The organism is Lewinella cohaerens DSM 23179 (assembly GCF_000379805.1).
Classification (GTDB): Bacteria; Bacteroidota; Bacteroidia; order Chitinophagales; family Saprospiraceae; genus Lewinella; species Lewinella cohaerens.
Genome location: NZ_KB903532.1, coordinates 326,982 through 352,395, shown reverse-complemented (window position 1 = coordinate 352,395; position 25,414 = coordinate 326,982). Strand labels below are relative to the sequence as shown.

Sequence of the window (25,414 nt, the reverse complement as noted above, 5' to 3'; positions counted from 1 at the left end):
GGTGAGGGCAGTCCTCCTCCGTCCTTCGGACACCTCCTCCAAAAGGAGGACAATTACCCCCCTGCCTCCAGCTGGGAATTACGCATTGCTCCATCCTAGCGCGCAGGCCAGCGGCCGGAGCGCGGTGGCCGGAGGCCGCAAGGACCAGCGGTGGTAGCACTGTGGCGCCAGCGCAGTGCGGACGACGCGGCACCGAGCCCGCAGGGCGCAGGTGGGGCCCAAAAAAAAAGAAGAACCTCCCCAAAAAAGTAGCTTGTGCAGTGGCGCAGAGATTTTTTCTTTTGAATGCCCAAAATATTGTAGTTCCAGTGCCTGTGGCAAAACAAATAATTAAAACAATTCGACAAAATCAACAAATAGAAACAAATCCTCTAATTATCCTTCGGTGGACAACTCAAAGCGTGTATCTTTGTTGCTTACTTTAGACCAAAAAGAACGCATGAGTTCCGTAGATACGACCCGAGAAATCACCAAGGCTGACTTGCGCAATACGATCTTTATCAAAGGTGCACGCAGCAACAACCTGAAGAACATAAGTCTGGATATTCCGAAGAACAAACTGGTAGTGGTTACCGGTGTTTCGGGGTCGGGGAAATCGTCGATAACGATGGATACGCTGTTTGCGGAAGGGCAACGGCGCTATGTGGAGAGCCTGTCGAGTTACGCGCGGCAGTTCTTGATGCGGATGAAGAAACCGGATGTGGACTACATCAAAGGCATCTGCCCTGCCATTGCGATTGAGCAAAAGGTGAGTACGGCCAATGCGCGTTCGACGGTGGGTACACTGACCGAAGTTTACGATTATTTGCGCTTGCTGTATGCTCGGATTGGTAGAACAGTGAGCCCTGTGTCGGGGATGGAGGTAAAGAAACACGAGGTGTCGGATGTTGTCGACTATATACTGCAACTGCCTGAGGGTAGCAAGGTGCAACTATTGGCACCAGCCCCTGCAAAATACCGCGACCGAACGCTGGGTGCCGAGCTGCAACTGTTGCTACAAAAGGGATATACCCGCGTATTTTGGGACGGCGAACTCCAGGATATTCAAGAGTTGATGGAGTCGAAAGATAAAAACCTGCCTAAAAAGCTGGAAAAGCTGAAAGAAGAGTTGCTGATTTTGGTAGACCGGATAGTGATAAAAGCGGACGACGAAGAGAACAATAAGCGTATTGCGGATTCGGTGCAAACGGCCTTCTACGAGAGTGAAGGCGACTGCCAGGTGATGACGATTGGTGGTGAAACCAAGAACTTCAACAACCGCTTTGAGCTGGACGGGATGACCTTTTTGGAACCTTCTCCACAGCTTTTCAATTTTAACAATCCCTACGGCGCCTGCCCTAAATGTGAAGGCTTCAGTTTGGTGATGGGCATTGATGAAAACAAGGTGATTCCCAATCCGGCGCTGAGTGTGTACGAAGGCGTGGTCGCTTGCTGGAAAGGAGAGCGCTATGGGCGTTGGTTGGATGAATTCTTGAATGTAGCGCACAAATTTGACTTCCCTGTGCATACGCCTTACCAGGATTTGAGCAGGGCTGAACAGCGCTTATTGTGGCGCGGAAACAGCTTCTTTAATGGCATAGATGCCTTCTTTGGCGAGCTGCAGGAGAAGATGTACAAAATACAAAACCGCGTAATGTTGGCCCGCTACCGTGGGCGTACGCGCTGCCCAGAATGTGATGGTAGCCGCCTGCGGCAGGAGGCCAGTTATGTGCTGGTGAGCGGGCACCCGATCACCCATTTGACGGATATGCCGATCAAGAATTTACTGACCTTTTTTACGGAGCTTAAACTCAATGAAAACGACCAGCAGATTGGTCGTCGCTTGCTGCTGGAGGTCAATAATCGACTGAAGTTTATGTTTGATCTCGGGCTGGGATATCTAACCTTGAGCCGCTTGTCGAATACCCTTAGTGGTGGGGAAACCCAGCGAATCAACCTTACTCGGACACTGGGCAGCAATCTTACCGCATCGATGTACTTGCTGGATGAACCTAGTATTGGTTTGCACCCACGCGATACCGGGCGACTGGTAACGGTGCTGGAGCGCTTGCGCGACCTGGGCAATACGGTCGTGGTGGTAGAGCACGAGGAAGATGTGATTAAAAGCGCTGACTACCTGATCGACATCGGCCCGGCGGCCGGTATCCACGGTGGAGAGGTCGTCTTCGCCGGGCCTTACGAAGACATCTACGACGAAGCAACAGAAAGCCTGACCACCAAATACATGAGCGGTCGGATGGCCATACCCGTCCCCGAGAGCCGCCGCCCGGTGAGCAACTACCTGCGGATACGTGGAGCACGACAAAACAACCTGAAAAACGTAGACGCCGACATTCCGCTGAATGCGCTGACGGTAGTAACAGGCGTATCGGGTAGCGGCAAGACCAGCTTGGTAAAAGACATCATTTACCGGGCGCTAAAGAAAGAACTAGAAGAAACGTATAGCAAAACGCCCGGTGTTTTCAAGGAATTGGAGGGCGAAGTAGGGATGCTGACACAGGTCGAGCTGGTGAATCAGAAACCTATTGGAAAATCATCGCGCTCGAACCCAATTACTTACGTGAAAGCTTATGACGCTATCCGCAAATTGATGTCGGACCAACAATTGTCGAAAATCCGGGGCTATAAGCCGGGACACTTCTCGTTTAACGTGGATGGTGGCCGCTGCGACGAATGCAAAGGCGATGGTGAAATTGTGGTAGAGATGCAGTTTTTGGCGGACATTCGTCTGGAGTGCGAAGCTTGTGGCGGCAAGCGCTTCAAGTCGGACGTACTGGATGTTACTTACAACAATAAAAACATCCACCAGATCCTACAGATGAGTATTGAAGAAGCGCTGGATTTCTTCAAGGAGCACAATGATATTCTTAGTAAAATACAGCCGTTATTTGATGTAGGGCTGGGTTATGTGCAATTGGGGCAAGCCTCCTCTACCTTATCGGGCGGTGAGGCGCAGCGGGTGAAGCTGGCTTCGTTTTTGAGCAAAGAAAGTGCCCGCGATCACGTCTTCTTCATTTTTGACGAACCTACGACAGGCCTTCATTTTCACGATATCCGCAAATTGCTGGATGCGCTGAATGCATTGGTAGAAAAAGGCCATACCGTACTGGTGGTAGAGCATAACCTAGAGGTGGTGAAATGCGCCGACTGGGTGGTAGACCTCGGCCCTGAGGGCGGTGTAGAAGGTGGCCACTTGGTGTTCCAGGGCCGCCCGGAAGATTTGGTCAAAGTCAAGGAATCCTATACGGGGCAGTATTTGGGGGAGAAGTTGGTTTGATCGTTTGTTGGTTTGATGGTTCTATTGGATGGTGTAAGGGTTAGAAAGGTGTAAGAGTTGGAAATCAGAAACATTCAACCAGAGTAGAAGTAGCCGAGAGCGACCACGCTCAACAAGCCTCCCTTCCCCTGCGATAAAGATCCCGAAAACAAGACCATGCTTGCCAATAGAAAGGGCCGAAAATGGGGCTGTTGTTGGTGTAGAAGTTGGACAGGTTTATGGGTGTAAGGGTTGGAAAAGTCGGAAAGCGGAAATATTGGGGTCCATAATTATAGGTTGGATACATGGATTCAACCATGGTAAAAGCAGCCTGAAAAAATATAAAAAGGCGGAGACTAAGCCTTTTGCGCCAGTGCCTTTGCTGCATTATCCACGATCTGCTACAACCATGGTTCTCAGCTTGTCCACCAACCGAGCTGGTACACTGACAGCGCCGCCTTTTTTGGAGAGTGGCGTGTCTCTCGTCGTATGGGGCATTCTCGACTGCTGTTTTTCCCTCTGCTCTTGCGGAGCATTCGGTTACGCTTGGTATTGCGCAGAAAATAAATTGCGATTTTTTTGAGTTTCTCAAATAGTTAACACACTTGAAATGAATCGTTTAGTCAACTATTTGAGAAACAAAATCGTATTTTATTTTCGTGCTGTTCCTTACCTAAAGTGCAAACATTCATCAAATACCGTAGCCTTGCGAGCTTTGGTTACTCCTGGTTAAGCCGAAGCTTCCAGGGAAACCCTTATTTCTTCAATACACTTTCTATTATGGCTCCTACTTCTTCCTTAGGGTTAGAGTAATCCAGTCCTAAGCAAGCGGCCGCTGTCTTGGCAACTTGGTTTTGCCACCATTGACCCTCCGTTTTCACTTCGCCCAAGGCTGGGATATCAGGTCCCAGCGCTGCAAACCAAATAGCATTTGACCCATCGTAAGTTTTGCCGTGACTCTTCCATTCCGTCATCGGGCTATTGCCGCGACCGTGATCGGTGGTGATCAGAAGGGTGGTTTTTCCTGCGTAGACCGGATCACTTTGTATATATTCCCACAATTCGCCAATCATTTGATCGGTTTGGTGGGCGCTGTAGAGGTAACGATTGTAAGAACCATCGTGCGCAAAATCGTCGGTTTCACCGTAACTGATGTATACAACCCGGGGGTGCTGTCGCTTAACATATTCCATCATATAGTTATGGGTCAGAAAATCTGGACGAACGCTGTTCCAAAGCAGGGGTGCCTGCTGGCTCAATTCATTGAGGAAGACTTCCTTGGCGGATAAATTGTCTCCCTCTGCAAGGTCGTAGCCGCAATTAACGGGAATACCGCTGCGCTCTTCATTCACGATATAGTCAAATACATCCCAGGAACCAAAGGCAGCGACCCGACCATGGAAGGCAGGCTTTTTGTTGAGCCACTCCAACAAGGTGGTATTCGGGTTATTGACCTTATTATTGCTATTTATACGAGGATCGCTAAAACCACTGAGGATTTCATTGTAACCAGGATAGGAAAACCAGAAGAAATTGGTCAGGTTTCCTTTATTTCCTTCCCAACGGTTACCATACAACTGGCCCTGCTTAGCGATGGTATTCCAAAAGAAAGGCATCAATTTCACCCGGCGCTCTTCTAATGTTTCACCACCAAAATCCTTCTTGACTTCGTCTTGGTAGCTTGTCAGGTCCCTGTTGTCGACCATAGAATCGACGATACCTCCGTAAAGTTCCTCCCAGCGTAGGCCATCGAGCGTGATGATAAAAACGTTTTCCGTAAGGGGTTCACTGTTTTGCCCGGTAAGGGAAAAGCAGATGAAAGCAATAAAAAAAACAGCCATTAAATTTTTCATGACATTGGTTTTAAGCAGCCCCTAAAACAGGTACTTGCTTTATTTTTCGATAGAAATAGACAATAGCAATCATCGTAGCTGCACAGCACACGAGTGAAACTGCATAGCTCATTTTGATAAAAAAGTTCAACCAGCTGAGTTTACCTTGACCAAAATTTCGATAAAGCAAGGTCAAGACGCTACCCGCATACCCCCATGCATCTGCCAGGTACATCAAAAAGCCTACATTGGCTACACTACCCAAGGCAGCGATGAGTCGTTCGAAAAGGATAGCATTGTAGGGGATGTAGATGATATAAAGCCCGGCACCAATCAATATCATCCACCACGCACCGGGCAAAACGCCCGCCTGAAAAGCAATGGTACTCCCACCCACGATAAGGCTACCGGCAAGGATAAGCCAGAGATAAAGTAAAAAAGCCGTTCTGTTTTTGCGAACAAACATGGTAAGCGCCAGCATCACCAAAGTGAGTACCGCAATGGGTAGTTCTGCCAAAGTAAAAACAGAAGGAGCATCTCCATAACCGAGATTTGTCCATAGCTCAAGGGCAAAATTATCGCGAAAATCACGATAGATAGTGATGCCTACATAGCAGAAAATGAGCGCCAGCAGGCCCGGTGCATATTTTTGAAAAAAAGCACGTCGCTCTGCTTTGGTCATAGGTGCTCGTTGTGTACGCATCGCAATGTCTTCTTTGCTTGGTGGTGGAATTTTTTCCATCAGCCATCCCCCCAGGATTAAGCCTGGTAAGAAGACTGCCCCCGTAGCAAAAGGCATCCAATATTCGCTAAGGCCTTGATCCTGAATCAGCCAAGCTCCTACTGATTTCACTACGCCGGAAGCGACTATAAAGCTCGTACAAAGCGCTGCCCCTAGTAATTCCGTCGTTTTCCGGCCTTCGAGATAGCTGAAGACAAGGCCCCAAACCATGCCCAATGGCAATCCATTGAGGAACAAAAAAAGTAAACTCCAACTAGCATCTTTACAGAGTGCAAATCCCAGCAAGGCCAACCAAGCGAGCCCCACCAAGCCTACTAACATTCGGAAACGCACGCCGGGGCGCAACTCCGAAATGACTTTGATACCAATAAATTTGGACGTTGCATACCCCAAGACCTGTGCGATGACAATCGCGATTTTAAAATCAACGACCGCTCCGATGGCAGTAGCCGATTCGTAGGCCGCCACTGTAAATGGTTTACGAAATGCGTACATGCCGAAGTAAGTCGCAAAGGACGTACACATAGCAAAGACCGTGATGGCCAAAGGCGACCATTTCGCAACAGGACGAAGCATAATTAGGTTATTTAGCGGCGCTTGCTGGTGAATGCTTGGTGATCGTTTCAGGCAGCAGTGTCATGGAAGACAACAGTATATCGTGGGGATAAGCCTTTAGTGCTTCCTCGGTATGTGTACCATTGGTAACCGCCAGGTTGAGGCCCACGCCAGCAGCAGCACCCGCTTGTAAGTCTGCCGGCGTATCGCCGATTTTCACCACCCGTTTGGGATCAGTAATGCCAAAGGTTTCCATGGCGTACAAAATCATTGCAGGATGCGGACGACCAGTGCCGGTCTCATCAGGTGTCAGCGAGAAATCGATGATCGCATCGGTGCTTATAGCCCTAAAATTTTCGTCTAGTTCCGTATTCCAGCCTAGGCGATCAAGGATGATATTAGCCACCTTGCGGTAAAACCCGGTGGTAAGGACAATCTTAATGTTTCGCTCCCTTAGCCAAGCAAAGGTTGCGAGTGCCCCCTCTGTGGGTACGACTTCCGCCGTTTGGTAATGCGTCTCTAAAACGTGCCGAAAGTGATCGTAGGTGGTGGTTACTTTTTCCTGGTAAGCGGTGGTGGTCGCATCCATTTTTTCGGCCCACAAGGTTTGGACAACTTCCAACTTAGGGAGGCCCTGCATGGCTTTGATCTGGTCTTTATCAGCATCTAGGCCAGTCTCTACAGCTGCTTGGTAAAAACAATGTTCTACTTCAGATTGGTCGCGTACGGTCGTTCCCGCCATATCGAAAACGACCATCTCAATTTCATTTGTCAACATGTGATTAAAAGATTATTTATTATTGGATAGGTTATTTATTAATCCGTTGTTTTATCATACAAATAGAGCACCAGCATTTTTGCAGTTTCCTTTCCTTCGTTGCGGGGCACGTGAAGTCGACGGCCATCATAGAGCAGGGCATCTCCTTTTTTCAAAGGAATAATTTCCTCTTCGATCTGGTACTGTAATTCTCCTTGGAGCACAAATTTGAATTCCCAGGCGTCCGTACTTACCATGGCGCGTTTGGCACCAGGCTCAATATCTAACATCACCGCCTCTAGGGTGAAATCACTGAAACTTCGTTCCACCATTCGCTCATAGCGAAACCCCACAGCCTCTTCTTCTTTCTCTATTTTTTGGCGCTCTGCTGCCGTACGGTGAATGTATTTCTGTGGAGCTTCGAACGACAGGCCTTGAAAAAAAACTTCCGGCAACAAATTCAGCGCCTTGATGAGATTCAAGAGCACCGGTAAAGAAGGTACCGTACGGCCATTTTCAATCTTAGACAGGAGGCTTTTACTTACTCCTGCTTGCTCCGCTAACCCAGCAACAGTCATTTCCTGTTCCTTGCGTAATTGGCGAATTCGGTGGCCTATATCTGACAGTAAATGTTCACTCATTGTTATAATATCTTGGTTACAAATGTAAAAGCATAGTTGATAAATAATCAACAATAGATAAGCAAATAATTCCTTTTACAAAAACTTAAACATCAATTAACGCAACAAAAACAGCACCTCTTTTACATTGTCATTAATTTCACCGCCGGAAAGAAAAGTTTCTTATTTGTAAACACATTTCTTCTAAATGTCAACATCACATTACGACCTCGCCGTTATTGGAGGCGGTATAATAGGTACTGCTCATGCCTATCACGCTGCTAAAGCCAATCAGAAAGTAGCCCTCTTCGAGCGCAACGATCGTCCTGTAGGAGCAACCATTCGCAACTTTGGAATGGTATGGCCCATCGGGCAAGCTCCCAACCGTCTGGAACGGGCCTTGCGCAGCCGCCGACATTGGCTAGACCTCGCTGAAAAGAGTAAATTTTGGGCACCAGCAGCAGGGTCTTTACATCTCGCTTACCAGCAAGACGAGATGGAGGTACTCACGGAATTTACAGACTTGGCTGGTGCACAAGGCTACCAAATTGAAATACTTTCGCCAGAAAAAACAACCGCCTACAGTCCTGGAGTAAAAACGGAAGGCCTACTAGGCGCAATGTACAGTGATACAGAAGTCAACGTCGACCCTCGACAGGCCATCACCCAAATCCACGCTTACCTAGCCGAACAACTTGGCGTAGACCTCTACTACCGGCACACCATAAAGGAAATCAACTACCCGAAACTACAAACTGCCAAAAAATCATGGACGGCTGATCGCATCATCGTTGCCGGAGGAGATGACCTTTCTACTCTCTATCCAGAACTTCTGGCTCAAGCACCATTGCAACGTTGCAAACTTCAGATGATGCGAACAGCTCCACAGCCCAACAATTGGCAACTAGGCGCAAATTTAGCTGCCGGACTAACGCTCCAACACTATGCTGCTTTTGCTCAATGCAAACACCTACCGGCACTTAAAGCACGGATTGCCAACGAACTGCCTGCTTACAATCAGTATGGTATTCATGTAATGGTATCACAAACAGCCTTGGGGGAGCTCACCATTGGTGATAGCCATGAATACGATTACACCCCTAACCCTTTCGACAAACAAGAGATCAATCAACTCATCCTCGATTACCTCCACCGTTTTGCCAAAGCACCCGATCTACATATTGCCGAATACTGGCACGGTGTTTATGCCAAAATGATGAATGGCGCAACCGAGCTGATCCTCCACCCCGAACCAGGTGTCACCATTGTAACGGGCCTTGGTGGAGCGGGCATGACCCTTTCCTTCGGGCTTGCTGAAGAAGTTATTCTTGAAGAAAAACGCCTAACAGGCGCTTAACTTACCTTTCTACGTTTTGCCGAAAGGCAGCTTAAAACCAGTATTCATGAAATCTTCCACTCTACTCCTTCTTTACCTTTGCTACCTCAGTACCAGCTTTGCGCAATCTACCGCCGACCATGCCCATCAGCGGGCCATTCATTTTCCGGATGTACCAGGCTATCTGACCATCGTTTCCGACTTCCACCAGCACACCGTATTTTCAGATGGTAGCGTATGGCCTGACATCCGCATCCAGGAAGCACTCCGCGATAGTGTCGACGTTATTTCTTTAACAGAACACCTTGAATACCAACCTCACAGCGAAGACCTCCCTCACCCTGATCGCAATCGGGCTTACGAACTAGCAGAGCAATATGCGCGACCTTATAATTTACTGGTTATTCCCGGTGCCGAGATCACTCGCAAGATGCCGCCGGGGCATACCAACGCCATTTTTATCGAAGATGCCAATAAACTCTTGATCGAAGATTCCCTTGAGGTCTTTATCGAAGCCAACCGCCAGGGGGCATTTGTCTTTTCCAACCACCCCAATTGGATTGCTCAACGAAGAGACGGCGTAGCTTTTCTCAATGATTTTCACCGCTATTTGATTGACCAAAAACTACTCCATGGAATAGAAGTCGTAAACGATCTCACCTTTAGCGACGAAGCATTGCAGATCGCTATCGATCATGGCCTGACCATCATGGGCACTTCAGACATTCACGGACTAGTAGACTGGCAATACGAAATTCCCCACGGAGGCCACCGCCCTGTCACTTTGATCTTTGCCCCGGAACGCACCCCGGAAGCACTGAAAGAGGCCTTGTTTGCCGGTCGAACTGTGGTTTGGTTCAGGAATACTCTCATTGGTTATCGTGAACATCTTCTACCCTTAATCAATAGTAGCCTTCGTGTTTCTAAAGCCGCTTATCAGGGAATCTCCTCGGTGCTGGATGTCACTATTTACAACGACAGTGATGTGGAATACCTGCTGGCTACCCAGGACTTCTACAACTTTCACGACAATGCCGGCCTCATCACCCTGCACCCCAATACTACTACGACCTTTTCTGTAAAAACCCTGGAGCAACTCAAACAACTAGAGCTCCATTTTGAAGTGATGAATGCCATAACTGCTCCCAGAGTACATCCGTCTATAACCATTCCGGTAACGGTAGACTAACTTCCCCTCATTTAATCAGCATCCGGTCATGACTATCGAAGAAAAAAGAGACCTTATTCTAGAGCTGTTTCAACAACATGGTGAAGCTGCTTATGGTGAACAAATCACGCAAAATTCACACGCTATCCAAGCTGGATTAATCGCACAAGCGCAAGGATTGGATGAGGAACTTATTTTGGCGGCATTTTTGCACGACATCGGACACCTGCTAACGGCTACCGAGGAGCAAAAAAATCGGAGCATGGGTGACTTTGGTGCCGAAGCCCACGACCGAATCGGGGAGGAATTCCTTCGTCAACTAGGCTTCCGTGAGCGGCTGCTGACGACTATCCGAAATCACGTAGATGCCAAACGCTACCTCTGCTTCGCGGATACTGCTTATTACGATACCCTTTCCGAAGCCAGCAAAGAAACCCTTCGCTATCAGGGTGGCCCGATGCAAATACGGGAAGCAAAAGACTTTGAAGCCTCTCCTTTTTTTGCGGATTCAATTGTTCTTCGGAAAATTGATGAACAAGCCAAGGACACCACTTTTACGATCAAGCCAGCAGACTGGGACTATCTGGCGACACTCTTGCTTGACGCTAAACGCTATCAATAAAGGCCAAGCTACAGGTACCACTAATTGGTAACACATACCAATAAAAAAGTTTCTTATTTGTCAACATAAGAAGCCTCTATAGGTCATGCAACTATTTGAAAATCAGAAGTTAACTGTTTTTACACTGACCTAAGGATTTCTTAACTCATACTTAATTGTAAACTTTTGCAGGAGCCTTAGTTTGTTAGCAACTTTGCTAAATCTTAATCGAAAGACTAGGAAACAAAAAAGAGCCTGGGTGACGGCCATCACCCAAAGCTCTCCACATTTTTACATGCTTAAACCACTAAATTATGAAACTTGCTCTACATGTGCAAGCGTGTCACTTCTATTCCCGGAAGTGGCAGCCACTCGCCTTTTTTGTTTTTTTTAGCCTATTTTCAGTTGCCCTTATCGGGCAGACTACCGTTAGCGGAACGGTACTGGAAGAAGGCACTGAAACTCCTTTAATCGGTGTCAACATCATCGTCAAAGGAGCTCCTACAGGAACCATTACAGACTTTGACGGAAAGTATGAAATAGAAGTACCAGCAGAAGACGCAGTACTTCTTTTTTCTTTCGTGGGTTATGCTACTCAGGAAATTGCCGTTAATGGTCAGAAAGAAATCAATCTAAGCCTTAGTGAAGGTATTGGCTTGGACGAGGTGACCGTTACTGCACTGGGTATTGCCCGAGAAGAAAAGTCACTCGGTTACGCCGTACAAGAAGTTAATGGAGAAGACATTAGCGCAGCCAATGGGGCCAACCTCGTGAGCACCTTGTCAGGTCGTGCAGCAGGAGTACAAGTTGTGACCAACGGAACCGGTGCCGGACAATCGGCCAGTGTAGTAATCCGTGGTTATTCCTCTTTGGGTGGAGACAACCAACCGCTTTTTGTGGTAGACGGTACCCCGATTAACAATACAACTGACACCAGAACCAACACCAGTGGTATTGCCTCCAATATGAACATTGACTATGGTAATGGTGCAGGTGAAATCAACCCTGATGATATTGAGTCAATTTCTGTATTAAAGGGAGCAAACGCCACTGCACTTTATGGCTCACGTGCAGCTAACGGAGCTATTATTATCACCACTAAATCTGGTAAAAATCGTAAAGGAATAGGTGTTTCTGTTAATTCAAAAACCACCTTCGAAACCATGCTTGCCGGCCCGGAATACCAACGTGTATACGGCCAGGGTAAAAACTTCGACTTCGCATTTGTTGACGGTTACGGCAACGGTACTTTTGATGGTGTAGACGAAAGCTGGGGCCCACGCCTAGATGGAACCCTTCGTCCACAGCACGACTCGCCTACGGCAAATGGCCTACGCGGTGGAGACGTTCATGGACTCGACTTCGTATTGGGTGCCAGTGGCCTTGACCTTGACCGTCGCGGTGCAATCACCCCTACACCTTTCACCGATCCAGGTGACCCAGTAGAGAATTTCTTGGAAACAGGCCATACAACGATCAACAATTTCTCGTTTTTCGGCTCTAATGATCGCGGCAACTTCCGTGTATCTTACACCAACCTGGATAACAAAGGAATGCTTCCTAATACGGACTTGCGCCGTAATACTGTATCCTTCTCGGCGGATTACAACTTGTCGGATCGCTTGACGGTTTCCGCCAATACTAACTACATCCGTACAGACAGTGACAACCGTGCAGTAAACGGTTATGGTACTGAATCCGTAATGTACCTCTTCATTTGGTGGGGACAGCAAGTAGACGTAAACGGCCTACGCGATTACTGGCAGGACGGCCTTGAAGGCTTTCAGCAGTATAACTACAACTACAATTACCACGACANCCCTTACTTCACCATGTATGAAAATACCAATGGTGTAGCCAAGGATCGACTAATTGGTAACATTTCTGCGAAGTACAAAATCACTGACGATCTGAATTTTATGGTTCGTGGCGGTCGTGACTTTTTCTCTGAGTACCGCTTTATCAAGCGTGCTTATTCTACGCAGCGTTTCCCGAACGGGCAATACCGTGAAGACAAGATCAACTTCAACGAGACCAACATCGACTTCTTGCTGAACTACAGCAAAAGCTTAAACGAAGATTGGGACATCAGCCTCAATGCTGGTGGCAACCGGATGGTCCAGCGCAATCATTTTAGCGCAATTGCCGCTAACGCGCTTTTGATCCCTGGTGTATACTCGCTATCTAACGCAGACGGCCCACTCATCCAGGCGATTGATCGCCCTGAGCGTCAGATCAACTCGCTTTACGCTTTCGGCCAAGTGGGTTGGAGAAACCGTCTTTACCTTGATGTTACTGGTCGTAATGACTGGTCGTCTACGCTCCCACAAAGCAACAACTCTTACTTCTACCCATCTGTATCGCTGAGCGCAGTGATCAGTGAGATGTTGGACCTGCCTTCAGCAAGTGCTTTGTCTTTTGCCAAGCTGCGTCTTGGTTGGGCGCAAGTAGGTAGCGACACCGATCCTTACCGCCTGAATGACTTTTTTGTATTCAGTGACACCCCTTGGGGCAGCAATGCTATTGCTTCGCCAACGAACGTATTGCCTCCTACTGACCTGAAGCCAGAGCAGCAGACCTCTTACGAAGTCGGTGCTGACGTCCGCTTCTTCCGTAGCCGCTTGGGTGTTGATGTTACTTACTACAACAGTATTTCTGAAAACCAGATTTTGGCTATCGAATTGCCTGCTTCTTCGGGTAAAACTTCTCGCGTCATTAACGCTGGTAAGATCGAAAACCGAGGAATTGAAGTATTGATCAGCGCTACTCCAGTAAAGTCTAAAAACGGCCTTAACTGGAACACCTTCTTTAACTTTTCACGTAACACCAACGAAGTATTGGAACTCCCTAACGGCGTTGACCAGTACGTATACGGCGGTAACGGCATTACACTTATTGCTGAAAAAGGAGGCTCTTTAGGCGACATGTGGGGCACCGGCCTCAAGACGGTAGATGACCCTAATAGCCCATTCTTCGGCGAAGTGATCTTCAACAACGGCTTGGTACAACAAGACAATACGCTACGCAAAGTAGGCAATTTCAACCCAGATTTCAACCTAGGGTGGTCGAATGAATTTTCTTACAAAGGATTTTCACTCAACTTCCTCTTTGACTGGCGCCAGGGTGGCGAGCTACTTTCTCGTACACGCCTGATCGCTGCAACTTCTGGTAATGTTGTTGAGACCCTATGGGGACGTGATGCTGAGTTTGGTGGTGCTCATGATGGCATTTATGATTCAGGCCTTACCTACATCGACGAGTCTACTGGTGAAACCCGTACAGATGGTATCATTGGACAAGGCGTAAGAGCAGTTACTGATGACAACGGCAACGTAAGCTACGTAGCTAATGACGTAATCGTTCCTGCTAACGCTTACCACAACAACCGCTACCGTCGTGACAATGATACGGAAGGTATCTACGATGCTACCTTCATCAAGTTACGCCAGGCCAGCCTAAGCTATAGCCTACCCACCAGCTTGCTGGACAACACCTTCATTCGCAAAGCAAAGATTTCTTTGATTGGCAATAACATTTGGCTGTGGGCTAAAGATTACAATCATGGTGACCCTGAGCTATTGTCTTTTGGAGGTGGTAGTTATGTGCCTGGTGTTGAAAATGCTACAGTGCCTTCTACTCGTAGTCTTGGCTTCTCTTTAGACATCGAATTCTAAACTTCTTTCGCTTTTCACATCCTGCTGGTCAGTCAGTATTAACGCTATTGCCCAGCAGGATGTACAAAATACAACATCATGAAAAATACGTTTTTCATTCTATTTGCTGCCTTGCTGTTTTTATTTACAGCCTGTGACAGCTTTGAAGTAAGCAACGTTAATCCAGACGTAGCCTCTTCTATCAACAACAACCCGGAACTATTATTAACAGGCGTACAACGTGACGCTGTTAATAGAATGGTAGGTGCTGCCTGGAGTGAAGGTAACCTAATGGCCCAGTACGGTGCCCGTATCGTTTTCACTTCTTTTGATCTTTTCGACTGGGGTGACCAGTCTGGTGAATGGGATCGCCTTTACCTTTCTGTACGTGACGCTAAAGCTTTGGAACAGATTGCTATAGAAAGCAACCTTCCTAGTTATGAAGCAGTATCATTGATTATGCAATCGTGGATGTGTCACATCCTTACTGATATGTGGGGAGATATTCCTTACACTGAAGCTACCCGTGCTTTCGACGAGGAGGCGATTTACACGCCAGCTTACGACAGCCAGGAAGAAGTTTACAATGGCCTACTAGCAACTTTGGAGGAAGCCAATACACTTCTTAGTGCAGACAACCTTCCTGCTATCAAAGGTGACATCGTTTTTGATGGAGACCTTGAGAAGTGGCGAAAATTTGCGAATGCATTACACCTGCGTGTAGCTCTTCGCTTGAGCAATGTAGACGAAAACCAGAGCCGCACAGAGATCAGCAAGATCTATACGGATTCTGAAAAGTACCCCGTTATGACTTCTAACGAGGATAATGCTGTACTCGAGTACTTAGGAGCCTACCCTAACGCCCACCCTATCTCTGAGGAAGCGCGTTACCGAGTAGGTTCTTTTAACGAATACCGGATTTCTGAGACCTTGGAAGGTGTATTGAGAGATTACGATGACCCTCGCTTGGAGTTCTTTGCCGACCCTACAGCCAACTCTGTAACCCTTGGCACACCAGAAATTTCCGGGATGCAGAACGGTATCGTTGACGGTCCTGCTTACGAATATAAAGGAGGCGATGCATTTTTATCAAAATTCAGTATCGACTTCTTTCACTTCCAAGCCAATGCTAACCAAGGCCGCTTGATGACCTTCTCTGAAGTAGCGTTCATCTTTGCTGAGGCTGCTCAACGCGGCTGGATCAGTGCTGATGCACAAGGCTTTTACGACCAGGGTGTAAGTAGTAATTTCGAATACTGGAACGTAACGATGCCAAGCGACTACCTAACCAACTTAGGTGCTTACGATGACCAACTAGAGACCATTGCTAAGCAAAAATATGTTGCTCTATTTTATATCGACTACCAAGGATTTATCGAATTTAAGCGTACTGGCTTCCCTACGACCATCCAGCCGGGGCCAGATGCTTTCTACAATGAATACCCTAGTCGTTTTGAATATCCTTCTAAGGAGCAAGCACTGAATGCTGCTAGCTACCAAGCGGCTATTAGTAACCAGGGAGCTGACGAAATCACTACCCCGGTTTGGTGGGAGAACAACTAAGAGCAAGTATGTAGTTTGAAATAATCAAAACAAAACAATTACCATGTGGTCGGAGACAATGTCTTCGGCCACTTTTTTATCGTATCAAAGTAATATCTCCACTCAAAAAGAAGCGCTCGCCGTCCTGTCCTTCCAGTTCGGCCTGCCAGACGAAAACTCCTGCCCCTAAAGAGCGTCCATTTGCTGTTCCATCCCAGCCTATTAAAGCTTGATTACTAAGAATACCCACTTGTTCGTACTGCATCCCTCCCCAGCGATCAAAGATTTGTAGGCGGCGAATTTTATAATCCTGCGGGCTTTGTAAGTAAAAATAATCATTGATTCCGTCCCTGTTAGGGCTGAAAATATTCGGTGCATAAACCTGCGGCCCAAGAATCTTCACCTGAGCATCGGCCATTGCTATACAGCCATTGGCATTTTCTACCAACAATTTATAGTGGCTATCAACCAACGGCCTACTTAAAGGCATTTCACAGGTGATACAACTCAACGTAGAAACAGGAGCTTCATGCCAAAGGTAAAGCTGAATAGGAACCAAGCTATTTATCGTTGGTGTCCAGGTAATTTCTTCGCCGCGCTCGATCGTACGATCATTTCCAATCGTTACACTTAGGTCATCTTGAACGATCACAATGGCAGCATTGACTTCAGCACAAGGCGTCTGCACCGTCACAGCGTAAGTACCTGGTTGGGTTACAATAATATCAGGGCCGGTTACTCCTGTACTCCATTGATAAAAAGAGGCATTGTCAATACCGGTGCTGAGTAAGAGCGTATCTTCAAAACACAAGTAAGGGTTGATTTTGGCAAAATCAATAGCTAGCTCTTTGATTTCAAAAGCCGTCGGATCATCATTAGCTGGTGTTTCCGGATCATCAGAAAAAACAAGGGTCGTACTTATCGCATTATCAATAATCACATTATCCAGGTAAGCATAATTGAAGACAAGTTGGGGAGCAGCTGTTTCCAGAATGGCGAGATCTAACATAAAAGAATAGGCCCCCAATGGCAAACGTATATTCTCAATAGCGAGGATATTACTACCTACCCCGCTGACAACATTCCCCGCAAAGGGTAAAGCACCTATAGATTGAATTAACGTCCCTTCCGGAAAGGTATCTCGAAAACTCAAGCCCTCTTGCTCGCGATCCGTTCGATTGAGCAGGGTGAATTCAAATTCCAAGCGCGTACAGGGATAAGCTTGCCGGTTGGATACTCGATTGAGCACCTCTACTTTAAAAGGACAGGAACAGGCATCCTGGTTGCGTTCAAACCCTAATTCATCAAAAAGAACGGCACTGCCATCAACCGTATTAAAGTGATAAAGGTTTCGGTTGGTAAAAACGTCCAGCGCAGCACCTATACCAAATAGTTCTCCGTAGGCATTAAAAAACAACGAGGGCATATTGCCTTGGATTTCCGGGACAACAGGATAACTAGTATTATCAACCAGGCCGTTGGCCAAATCAATGGTAATAAGCCGGCCTTCACTGTGCTCGAAGCCAAAAAGAAGATCCAATGTTGGATGAAAAGCTATATCGGCACAATACAAGGCCGCTGTCGGGTTGTTTTTAGCCAAAGGAATAATGGTCATCGGATAATCAGGCCGTGAAAGATCAATCAGCGCCAGAAGATTATCATTGTTTTCGGGCCTGAACCCAAGGAGCACTAAGTAGCGCTCATCGGGAGAAACATCGCCGGAAACAAAGAGCATATCAGCAGGCAAATCCAATGCTCGCAAACTCTCCAACTGAAAATCAGCATCAATACGGCAAAGCACATAAGGATCGCCCAGCAACACCCCGTAAATAAGGTTGTCGGCAGGTCGATAGGCGATACCGTTAATTCGGGAGCCACCAAAAAAATGGCGATCCGTAAAAGTGCTTGTTCCCGCCACTAGATCAATCGTGATCTCTTGAAACGTAGAACCACCCTGCTCCTCAACGACCCGATACATCCGTCCGTCGCAGGTAAAGGGCGTCTGTGCAGGTAGTGAAGCAGCAAACAATAATAAAAAGTAAAAAAATGGTCGTAATAGCATTGTGATCAGGCCTAAGTTCTATTTGGGGGTTTATCCAAATATAACCTGAATCCAACACTATTACTGTTCTTTACCCGACTTATACCTTCAATACAATTTAGTGACTCAATTGCCCAGGATGGAAAGGTACTTTTCCTAAAACGGGATCGACTAAACCAGCCCGTAGCATTTGCGAACCGCTTCCTTCGAAATATTCAATTCTCAGCTTGTGCTTCCCTGCGGCTAAAATCGTGGTTCCATAGCGATAAAAGGCGCCGTGATTACCGTCATTGTTTACGACCAATTGATCATCAATGTACAATTTCGAGCCGTCATCTGAACGAGTAAAAAAGGTATAGGTTGTCCCTTCTGGCAAATCAACATAACCATTGAGTACCAAGGCGAAGTGATCTTTACGAGGAGAAGCATTCTCTTCATTCACCGAAGACATAACACCAGAACGAATAGGCGACAGTTCAGAAAAATCTGGTAAATAATCCCAGGCTCCTTCGTAGTAATCGTAGTTCAGCCCTGGTGCTATTTTTCTAACCTTTACTGCCGGCCAAGGTGTCATCTGCTGAAACGTCCGTTCTACAACCCGGCTAGCGTGGCCACCCATAGTATAAGCACGAACCTTTAGCGTAAGACTATTTTCTATTTTCAACGGGCTTGTGTAAACTGTTGATTGTAGGCTTGGTTCACTGCCATCTGTCGTGTAAACAATTTTGTGATCCGGCTGCAAAGCTTCCAGCCCCACGGTGGTATTTTCCTCAAAAATGAGACGATCTATCGTAAAATGAGGAGCAGGCGGTTGTTGCATCATTCCTACGCCTTGGCCTTCCTCCTTTTTTGTCATCTGAAAAGTATCAAAAAGACGACCTTTTTCGTCGATTGCTTTAAAAATCAACGTTCCCTCATGGATAGCAAAAGTGCAGTAATGGTGCTGTACCTGTAGCTCTTGGGTAAACCAGGAACGCACAGGATCAAAATCTTCGAGCCCTCCACCAGCTCCTCCGGAATTGATATAAACCACGCCATTTTCCTGATTGACCGCATTCTTGAGGATCGGCCAGGTACGCTCATAGAGGTGGGTGTGCCCAAAAAGACAAAAATCTACCCCATAAGCTTCGTAAAGAGGCACCAAATTTCGAGACTGTGTTTGGAAAGTAGACGCACCGATAGAAGTATCTCCATGATCATTCTCTTCAGAAGAATAGGGCGGGTGGTGATGTACTACAAATTTCCACTTTGCATCAGATTGTGCCAATTCCCATTCCAACCAATCATACTGTTCTGATCCTTCAAAAACATCCCGGTTGGTATCAATCATAAAAAACTGTGCATTGCCATAGCGGAAAGTGTAATAGTATTCCGGCGCAGGATTGACCATATAGTCGTAATACAATTGAGCATCTTGTTCGTGGTTACCCAAAACAGTATACATTGGAAAACGACTCATGATAATATGCCCGTTTGGAAAGAAATGCTCTGTCCAGTCCGTTTTTTTGGTACCAATATCCACCAAATCACCAGCATGAAGGATAAAATGGGGGCGATCTTCCCATACGCGTTGAGCAACTTCACCCCAAGCTTGGGGCGTCTTGGTATTAAACTGTGAATCACCAATCAAGGCAAAAAAGAAGGCAGCATCCTCATCAACCGCCGTATTAAAGGTATATACCGGACTAACAATTTCTTGTCCCGCCAGCGTGATTGTTCTGACCCGATACAAGTACTTCGTTCCTAACGCTAAACCTTGCAAAGCGACCTCATGTAAAAAGCGCGTTCCTTCCAAACTTACTTTTTGTGACAGGTTCGGTTCTTTTGCATTTTCTAATGCCTTTCCATATTCCACTACCGAGGTAGCTTCTGCCGTTGTTTCCCATAAAACATTGATGCTTGTTTGAGTAGCAAACTGCAAATAGGGCTTTACCAAAAAGGAATCTTGTTGGGCTTGCAAAGTGCAACAAAAAATTACGGAAAGTGCAAGAAAGACAAATAGGCAACGCATAAGTAAGATGGTTTGGTTTTTCGCTAAATTTCCCAAAAGTACCACACCGCCCTAAAGACAAAGTAAACAAAAAATGAAGCTTGTGTAAAGCATCGATAAGTTTGTATTAAATCTCTTCACGTATTCATTTGTCAAAGTTTTAACTTTTATTTTCAGCCAATGAACTACCTCCTAAAATCATGCGATTAGTTGTTTTCCTTACCCTATTTATCATTGGCGCGAGTTGCGAAAAGGAACGCCAACCTTTTGAGGTCTATACACCAGCCGTTTTTCTTTCAGAAAGCCAAAAAGCAGTACTCCAAAAATGGCAAGGAGAACAGCCACCTATAGCCGAACCGTTAATAACATGGCAGTTTTCACTTGGTCAGCTACCAGAATATTTTCTTGCTACAGCTAAGGATTTTCCTAGCCAGGATAGCCTTGTAAACCTCCCCCATCGCATCAGCTACCCCAATCGCTCAATGTGGTATAAAACCCGCATCTTGCTTGACTCTGCAATACTCCTCGTTGTGAATGCCGATGATGGTGCTCAGGTATTTTACCAAGGCGTACAAGTCCCACAATCTCTTCCCAATGCCTTTACCCTCTCAGCAACTAGCGACTCTACTGACCTCATCATCCGGGTACTCAATAATGCACTCGAAGGTGGATTACGAAAAGCGGAATTATTCCCATTAAACGAAGGGCTTACTTATTTTGGACACAAAGATTATGCTGCGCCAGATGCCAGCTATCCGCTATTCAACAACGCGGCAAAACCAATGCTCTTGGCGAAGCCCTATCTTCAAGAACAAGTCCCCGGAGAATATCTTCTAAAGGTTGTTTCCACCTCTTCTGCCCCTCCCTCACTTGTTTTTGGGCTCCATAGGGAAGCTCTAGACAACCGTCTCACGGTAGATACACAAACAGGCCGGATATTCAACTTTCAACTTAAGAGCCTTCTTCCTGCAACGACTTACTATTATCAATTCCGACAAGGAAATTTCCAGAGTGTGATATACCAGTTACAAACAGCTCCACAAAAAGAAACTTTCTCCTTTACCGCTTGGGGGGATAGCCAAGGCGGGTGGCCAATTTTTAAACAACTAACCCAAAGCATGCAAACCACAGCTGCTGATTTCAGTATTGGCCTGGGAGACCTCGTTGCCGATGGTTCACAACATATACAATGGCTGAATTTCCTCCATGCCCTACACCCTGTTGCTGAGCAACACCCCGTATTCCCCGTCATTGGCAACCACGATTATGACGGGCAATACGACGACTTACGCCCCGTGCTGTATCAACAGTATATCCGAGAGGATACTTACTTTTCCTGGGCTTATAAAAACTGTTATTTCATAGCACTTGATCCCAACGAGAGCTTCCCACTGGGAATCAATGGCAAACAGCTGCGTTGGCTGGAAGAGCAACTTACATCTCCTGCATGGCAAGCTGCCGATTGGCGATTCTTACTACTTCATCAACCGCCTTACTCACAAGGGTGGCCAGGCTATCACGGTGATGAATTCATAAGGGACTTGATCGAAGAAAAGGCTGCTACTGCTAAAATCGACTTTGTACTTTCCGGCCATAGCCATTGTTATGAGCGTTTATCGAAAAATTTCGATAAACAAACTACCCACTTCCTCATCATGGGTGGTGCAGGAGGAGGGCTAGAACCTCCTCAATCTTCCGATTACCCGCAGATGGACACCATCATCAAAGCACATCACTACGGCCTTTTCGAGATAGATGGACAAAAGATAAACTTCCAGGCAATCGGCCTGAATAACAACATCTTAGACGAACACATTTTTATAAAAAACTAATTCGCCTGAATCAGCCACACCCCACCTACAATTAGGCTGATACCGAGGATACGCCACCAATTGATTTCCTGAACAGGAACCCCCAACCAACCGTAGTGGTCCATCACCAGCGAGAAAGCCATCTGTCCTGCGACGGTGAGCCCAAGGGTTACAGCCACACCTAAACGCGGCGTTAAAATAATCAGTGATGCAACGTAGAAAGCACCTAGTAGCCCCCCGACCCAAATCGACCAGTGCTCGGATTGGGTATTTTGAATCTGGGCAAAATCTACCCGCCCAACAATAAGATATAGGAATAATCCAGCCATACCCACAATGAAGGAGAGGAAAGTACCATAAAGGGGGTCTCCAACGGATTTGCCCAGCTTGGTATTAATGGCGGCTTGTATGGGTAAAACTACACCGGCAAGTACAGCCAGAACAATAAACAGTGCTGCTTTCATGAAGGCAAAGATAGCAAACACCTAATAGGAAGAGCCTCTAGGATTAGTCTTCTTCATTTTATAACTTCGTTGCTTTTTCAGCCCATGTAGTTTGCAAATAACTTCCCCATGATGACCATTCATTTCCGCATACAGCTATCCCTATTTGCCCTTGTATTTAGCTCGCTCCTCTTTGGTCAAAACTTCTCGAATGGCTTTCCTTTTGCATTGCCTGTCGATGACAATACCTCTTCTGTATTTCTACCGGCATTCCCTGCCAGCCCTATAACAGAAGCGAAAAGAGTAGTACCTGAGGGTAGGCAATTCGTGCGCCAAGGTGAAGCCATCCGTTTTTGGGGTGTCAATATCACGTCTTCAGCTTGTTTCCCTACCCATACCGAGGCAGAAACCATCGCTCGACGCCTTAGAAAGATGGGGATCAACCTTGTCCGTTTTCATCACCTTGACAACCCCGCATGGGCAGGTAATGAGGGTACAATCTTCCTCAATAGCCAAGACAATACCCTCCAAATTGACCCTGTAAGCATGGATCGCCTCAACTATTTCATTTCTCGCCTCAAACAAGAAGGCGTCTATGTCAATTTAAACCTCCATGTTACGCGTACTTTTCGGTTAAACGACGGTGTCCCCCTCGCTGATTCAATCGCTGACTTTGGTAAAGTAGTCACGCTATACGACCCTCAGCTACAAGCTCTACAAAAAGAATATGCTAATGAATTACTGGCCCAAGTCAACCCCTACACTGGAATAACACTTGCACTAGATCCTGTCGTAGTAATGGTAGAGATGAACAACGAAAATAGCATCTACGGCTGGTGGAAAAGCAACGCCTTGCGCCCTTTTAACCAAGGAGGCCGACTGACGGTCTATCATCATGAAATGCTCAATGACCGTTGGCATACCTTCTTAGGACAAGAATATGCCGATGATGAAAGCCTAGCAGCCAGTTGGAACAACGGAACCATCCCCGCTGGCACCGAGGAAAACCTCACCAACCCCGACCTCGAAGAGGGACTATTACAAGCCCCTTGGTTATTGGAAACCCATGACATTGCACAAGCTAATATTACTCTCGACAATACCAATCCTCAATCAGGTAATCAATGTGTTGCTTTACAGGTTACACAGGCGACGGGAACAGAATGGCATATACAGTTCAAGCAAAACGACCTCAACTTCCAACGCGACTCTACCTATGAATTGCGGTTTTGGGCACGGACTGACACCGAACGGGATTTTTCCATTTCCTTCCTTCGTGATGATGCCCCCTATACCTGGTACAGTGGTCGAACATTTACGGCCAACACTCAGTGGCAGGAATTCCGCTTACTGTTTACAGCTTCTGAAAGTACTACCGCTGGCCGACTCAGTATCAGCCCACTTGGTGGCAATGGCACCTATTGGTTTGATAACTTCTCATTATCTAATCCAGCGGTGGATGGCCTGCTACCAGGCGAAAGCCTCAATACCGCCAGCATCAAACGTATCCCTTGGAGCCAACGCCTAAGTTACACCCCTGCCAGGGTAGCTGACCTAAGCCGCTTTTACGTAGCTCTTCAAGCGGAGCACTTCCGTGAAATGAAAGAATACCTCACGGATCAGTTGCTTGTGAGTGCTGCTATTACCGGCACCAATGCGCTAGTTGGTCCTGCCGATGTGGTACATCAATTGGATCTCGACTATTTGGATGATCATAGCTACTGGGATCATCCTCACTTTCCTAATACTGCCTGGGATAGCTACGACTGGCTCATTAACAACCAACCGCAGGTGCTAGACCCTAACTTTGAAGCCATCACCCATGCTTTTTCTGGACTGGCACGCACCGATCAACCTTTCACACTTTCCGAATACAACCACGGTGCTCCTAATCGCTACCGCGTTGAGATGCCCCATAGCATATTGGCCTATGCTGCCTTTCAGGGGGCAGATGGCATCATGTTTTATACTTACGCCGGAGAGCGCAATCAAGACAACGATCTTGTTAATAATTTCTTTGACTTGCACCGTGACCATTCCATAATGGCCCAATTTCCAGGGGTCGCGATGGCTTACCGACGAGGGTACCTTCAGGAAGCACAACAACCCTTAATGGCCAATTACAAAGAAGAAGATATCCATAGGTTTCCTATCGTAGACAATCAAGGCCGCTGGGGGCGTTATACACCTTATGACAAAAGGTTAATTTTGACAACAGGCGTACAGACGGGTAGTTACGACGCTCCACAAACCAGTAATTTTACGGAGTGGCCTTCTCCTCCAGAAGAGGTATTTACAACATTCAATGGAGAAACAACGCTGAACACTACTGAAGGGCTATTAACCACCAATACCGATAAATTTTGTAGTNTTACAGGTTTCTTTTCTACCGCCACAGATATGACATTGGATGCCTTGACCATAAATTCTGGCAATGACTTTGGGACTTTGCAATGGATCAGTCTTGATGATCAACCACTACCTGAAGCTAAAAAATCTTTAATCACCTTAACTGCTGCCCAGCAAAACACAAACATGACTTGGAATGGCACCAATACCATTCACAACAATTGGGGTAACGCACCGACGGAACAAAAACCACTACAGGTGGCAATAGAGATGGCATTAAATGCCGATTATATAAAACTTTACCCTTTAGATGTTTATGCCACACCTACGGACTCTATCCTAGTATTACCAAATAGTCAAGGCCATTTTCCTATTCTCTTAGATCAATACCAATACGAAACCCTATGGTTTGGCATTAATACTTTTATTGGCCCAGTCAGCACTCTTGAAAGCGACCAGCCAACTCCATTTCACTTCTACCCTAATCCGGTATTAAGTGGACAACCTGTGCAAATTACAGGACCAGAAAAAAGCACTATACTGCTTTTCAACATCTTAGGGCAGTTGGTTAATCAACAAGAAATCAATACCCCTTTTTATCGCTTAGATACCACTGGCTTAACAGCTGGCACTTACCAATTAGTGTTCCTAAACGAAAATAGGCAACGACTAAATAATACCCTATTGATCATCAAATAACTTCGGGAATTTAAAACGA

General features: G+C 46.6%; 15 protein-coding genes. 8 read left to right on the top strand and 7 right to left on the bottom strand.

Translation table 11 applies throughout. The annotated features are described in order from the left end of the window. Window positions 1–439 precede the first annotated feature (439 nt). The gene (gene uvrA / locus A3EU_RS0103590) at window positions 440–3,277 is read left to right on the top strand and encodes an excinuclease ABC subunit UvrA (RefSeq protein WP_020534755.1); all 2,838 of its coding nucleotides are present in this window, start codon (window positions 440–442) and stop codon (window positions 3,275–3,277) included. Window positions 3,278–4,011: 734 nt separating this feature from the next. Here the strand turns inward: uvrA and A3EU_RS0103580 are convergent. From A3EU_RS0103580 to A3EU_RS0103565, 4 genes are read right to left on the bottom strand one after another with little or no spacing between them, the layout of a single operon-like run. Then, on the bottom strand, window positions 4,012–5,109 hold the full coding sequence (locus A3EU_RS0103580) for an alkaline phosphatase family protein (RefSeq protein ID WP_020534753.1): 1,098 nt from the start codon (window positions 5,107–5,109) through the stop codon (window positions 4,012–4,014). A 10-nt stretch (window positions 5,110–5,119) separates the two neighbouring features. Continuing rightward, window positions 5,120–6,406, bottom strand: coding sequence for a DUF5690 family protein (locus tag A3EU_RS0103575; protein WP_020534752.1), 1,287 nt, complete (start codon window positions 6,404–6,406; stop codon window positions 5,120–5,122). Between the two features lie 7 nt (window positions 6,407–6,413). Further along, complete coding sequence (locus A3EU_RS0103570) at window positions 6,414–7,163, bottom strand: HAD family hydrolase (protein WP_020534751.1); 750 nt, start codon at window positions 7,161–7,163, stop codon at window positions 6,414–6,416. Between the two features lie 38 nt (window positions 7,164–7,201). Continuing rightward, entirely contained in the window at window positions 7,202–7,783 is a 582-nt protein-coding gene (locus A3EU_RS0103565) for a helix-turn-helix domain-containing protein (RefSeq protein WP_020534750.1), read from the bottom strand. Between the two features lie 187 nt (window positions 7,784–7,970). Here A3EU_RS0103565 and A3EU_RS0103560 point away from each other — a divergent pair, with 187 nt between their 5' ends. The 5 genes from A3EU_RS0103560 (at window position 7,971) to A3EU_RS0103540 (ending at window position 16,083) form a co-directional block, all read left to right on the top strand. After that, on the top strand, window positions 7,971–9,119 hold the full coding sequence (locus tag A3EU_RS0103560) for a TIGR03364 family FAD-dependent oxidoreductase (RefSeq protein WP_020534749.1): 1,149 nt from the start codon (window positions 7,971–7,973) through the stop codon (window positions 9,117–9,119). A 46-nt stretch (window positions 9,120–9,165) separates the two neighbouring features. Next, a complete protein-coding gene (locus tag A3EU_RS0103555) occupies window positions 9,166–10,287 on the top strand; it encodes an Sb-PDE family phosphodiesterase (protein WP_020534748.1) in 1,122 nt (373 codons plus the stop codon). Between the two features lie 28 nt (window positions 10,288–10,315). Then, on the top strand, window positions 10,316–10,888 hold the full coding sequence (locus A3EU_RS29265; protein ID WP_020534747.1) for an HD domain-containing protein: 573 nt from the start codon (window positions 10,316–10,318) through the stop codon (window positions 10,886–10,888). Between the two features lie 293 nt (window positions 10,889–11,181). Further along, a complete protein-coding gene (locus A3EU_RS0103545) occupies window positions 11,182–14,541 on the top strand; it encodes a SusC/RagA family TonB-linked outer membrane protein (protein ID WP_020534746.1) in 3,360 nt (1,119 codons plus the stop codon). A gap of 78 nt (window positions 14,542–14,619) precedes the next feature. Further along, window positions 14,620–16,083 (top strand): SusD/RagB family nutrient-binding outer membrane lipoprotein, encoded by a 1,464-nt coding sequence (locus A3EU_RS0103540; RefSeq protein WP_020534745.1) that lies wholly within the window; start codon window positions 14,620–14,622, stop codon window positions 16,081–16,083. A gap of 76 nt (window positions 16,084–16,159) precedes the next feature. On the opposite strand, the gene A3EU_RS0103535 is transcribed toward A3EU_RS0103540, so the two are convergent. Continuing rightward, window positions 16,160–18,124 (bottom strand): T9SS C-terminal target domain-containing protein, encoded by a 1,965-nt coding sequence (locus A3EU_RS0103535; RefSeq protein ID WP_020534744.1) that lies wholly within the window; start codon window positions 18,122–18,124, stop codon window positions 16,160–16,162. Between the two features lie 97 nt (window positions 18,125–18,221). Next, on the bottom strand, window positions 18,222–20,114 hold the full coding sequence (locus tag A3EU_RS0103530) for a PA14 domain-containing protein (RefSeq protein ID WP_020534743.1): 1,893 nt from the start codon (window positions 20,112–20,114) through the stop codon (window positions 18,222–18,224). Window positions 20,115–20,293: 179 nt separating this feature from the next. Between A3EU_RS0103530 and A3EU_RS0103525 the strand changes: the two genes are divergently transcribed. Then, window positions 20,294–21,925 carry a metallophosphoesterase family protein gene (locus A3EU_RS0103525; RefSeq protein WP_020534742.1) on the top strand — a complete coding sequence of 544 codons (1,632 nt, stop codon included), beginning with the start codon at window positions 20,294–20,296 and terminating at the stop codon, window positions 21,923–21,925. On the opposite strand, the gene A3EU_RS0103520 is transcribed toward A3EU_RS0103525, so the two are convergent. Continuing rightward, complete coding sequence (locus A3EU_RS0103520) at window positions 21,922–22,368, bottom strand: DMT family transporter (RefSeq protein WP_026211204.1); 447 nt, start codon at window positions 22,366–22,368, stop codon at window positions 21,922–21,924. The genes A3EU_RS0103525 and A3EU_RS0103520 overlap by 4 nt on opposite strands. A gap of 108 nt (window positions 22,369–22,476) precedes the next feature. On the opposite strand from A3EU_RS0103520, the gene A3EU_RS0103515 reads away from it, so the two are divergent. Further along, window positions 22,477–25,395, top strand: a complete 2,919-nt coding sequence (locus A3EU_RS0103515; RefSeq protein WP_020534740.1) for a carbohydrate binding domain-containing protein — start codon at window positions 22,477–22,479, stop codon at window positions 25,393–25,395. Window positions 25,396–25,414: the final 19 nt, after the last annotated feature.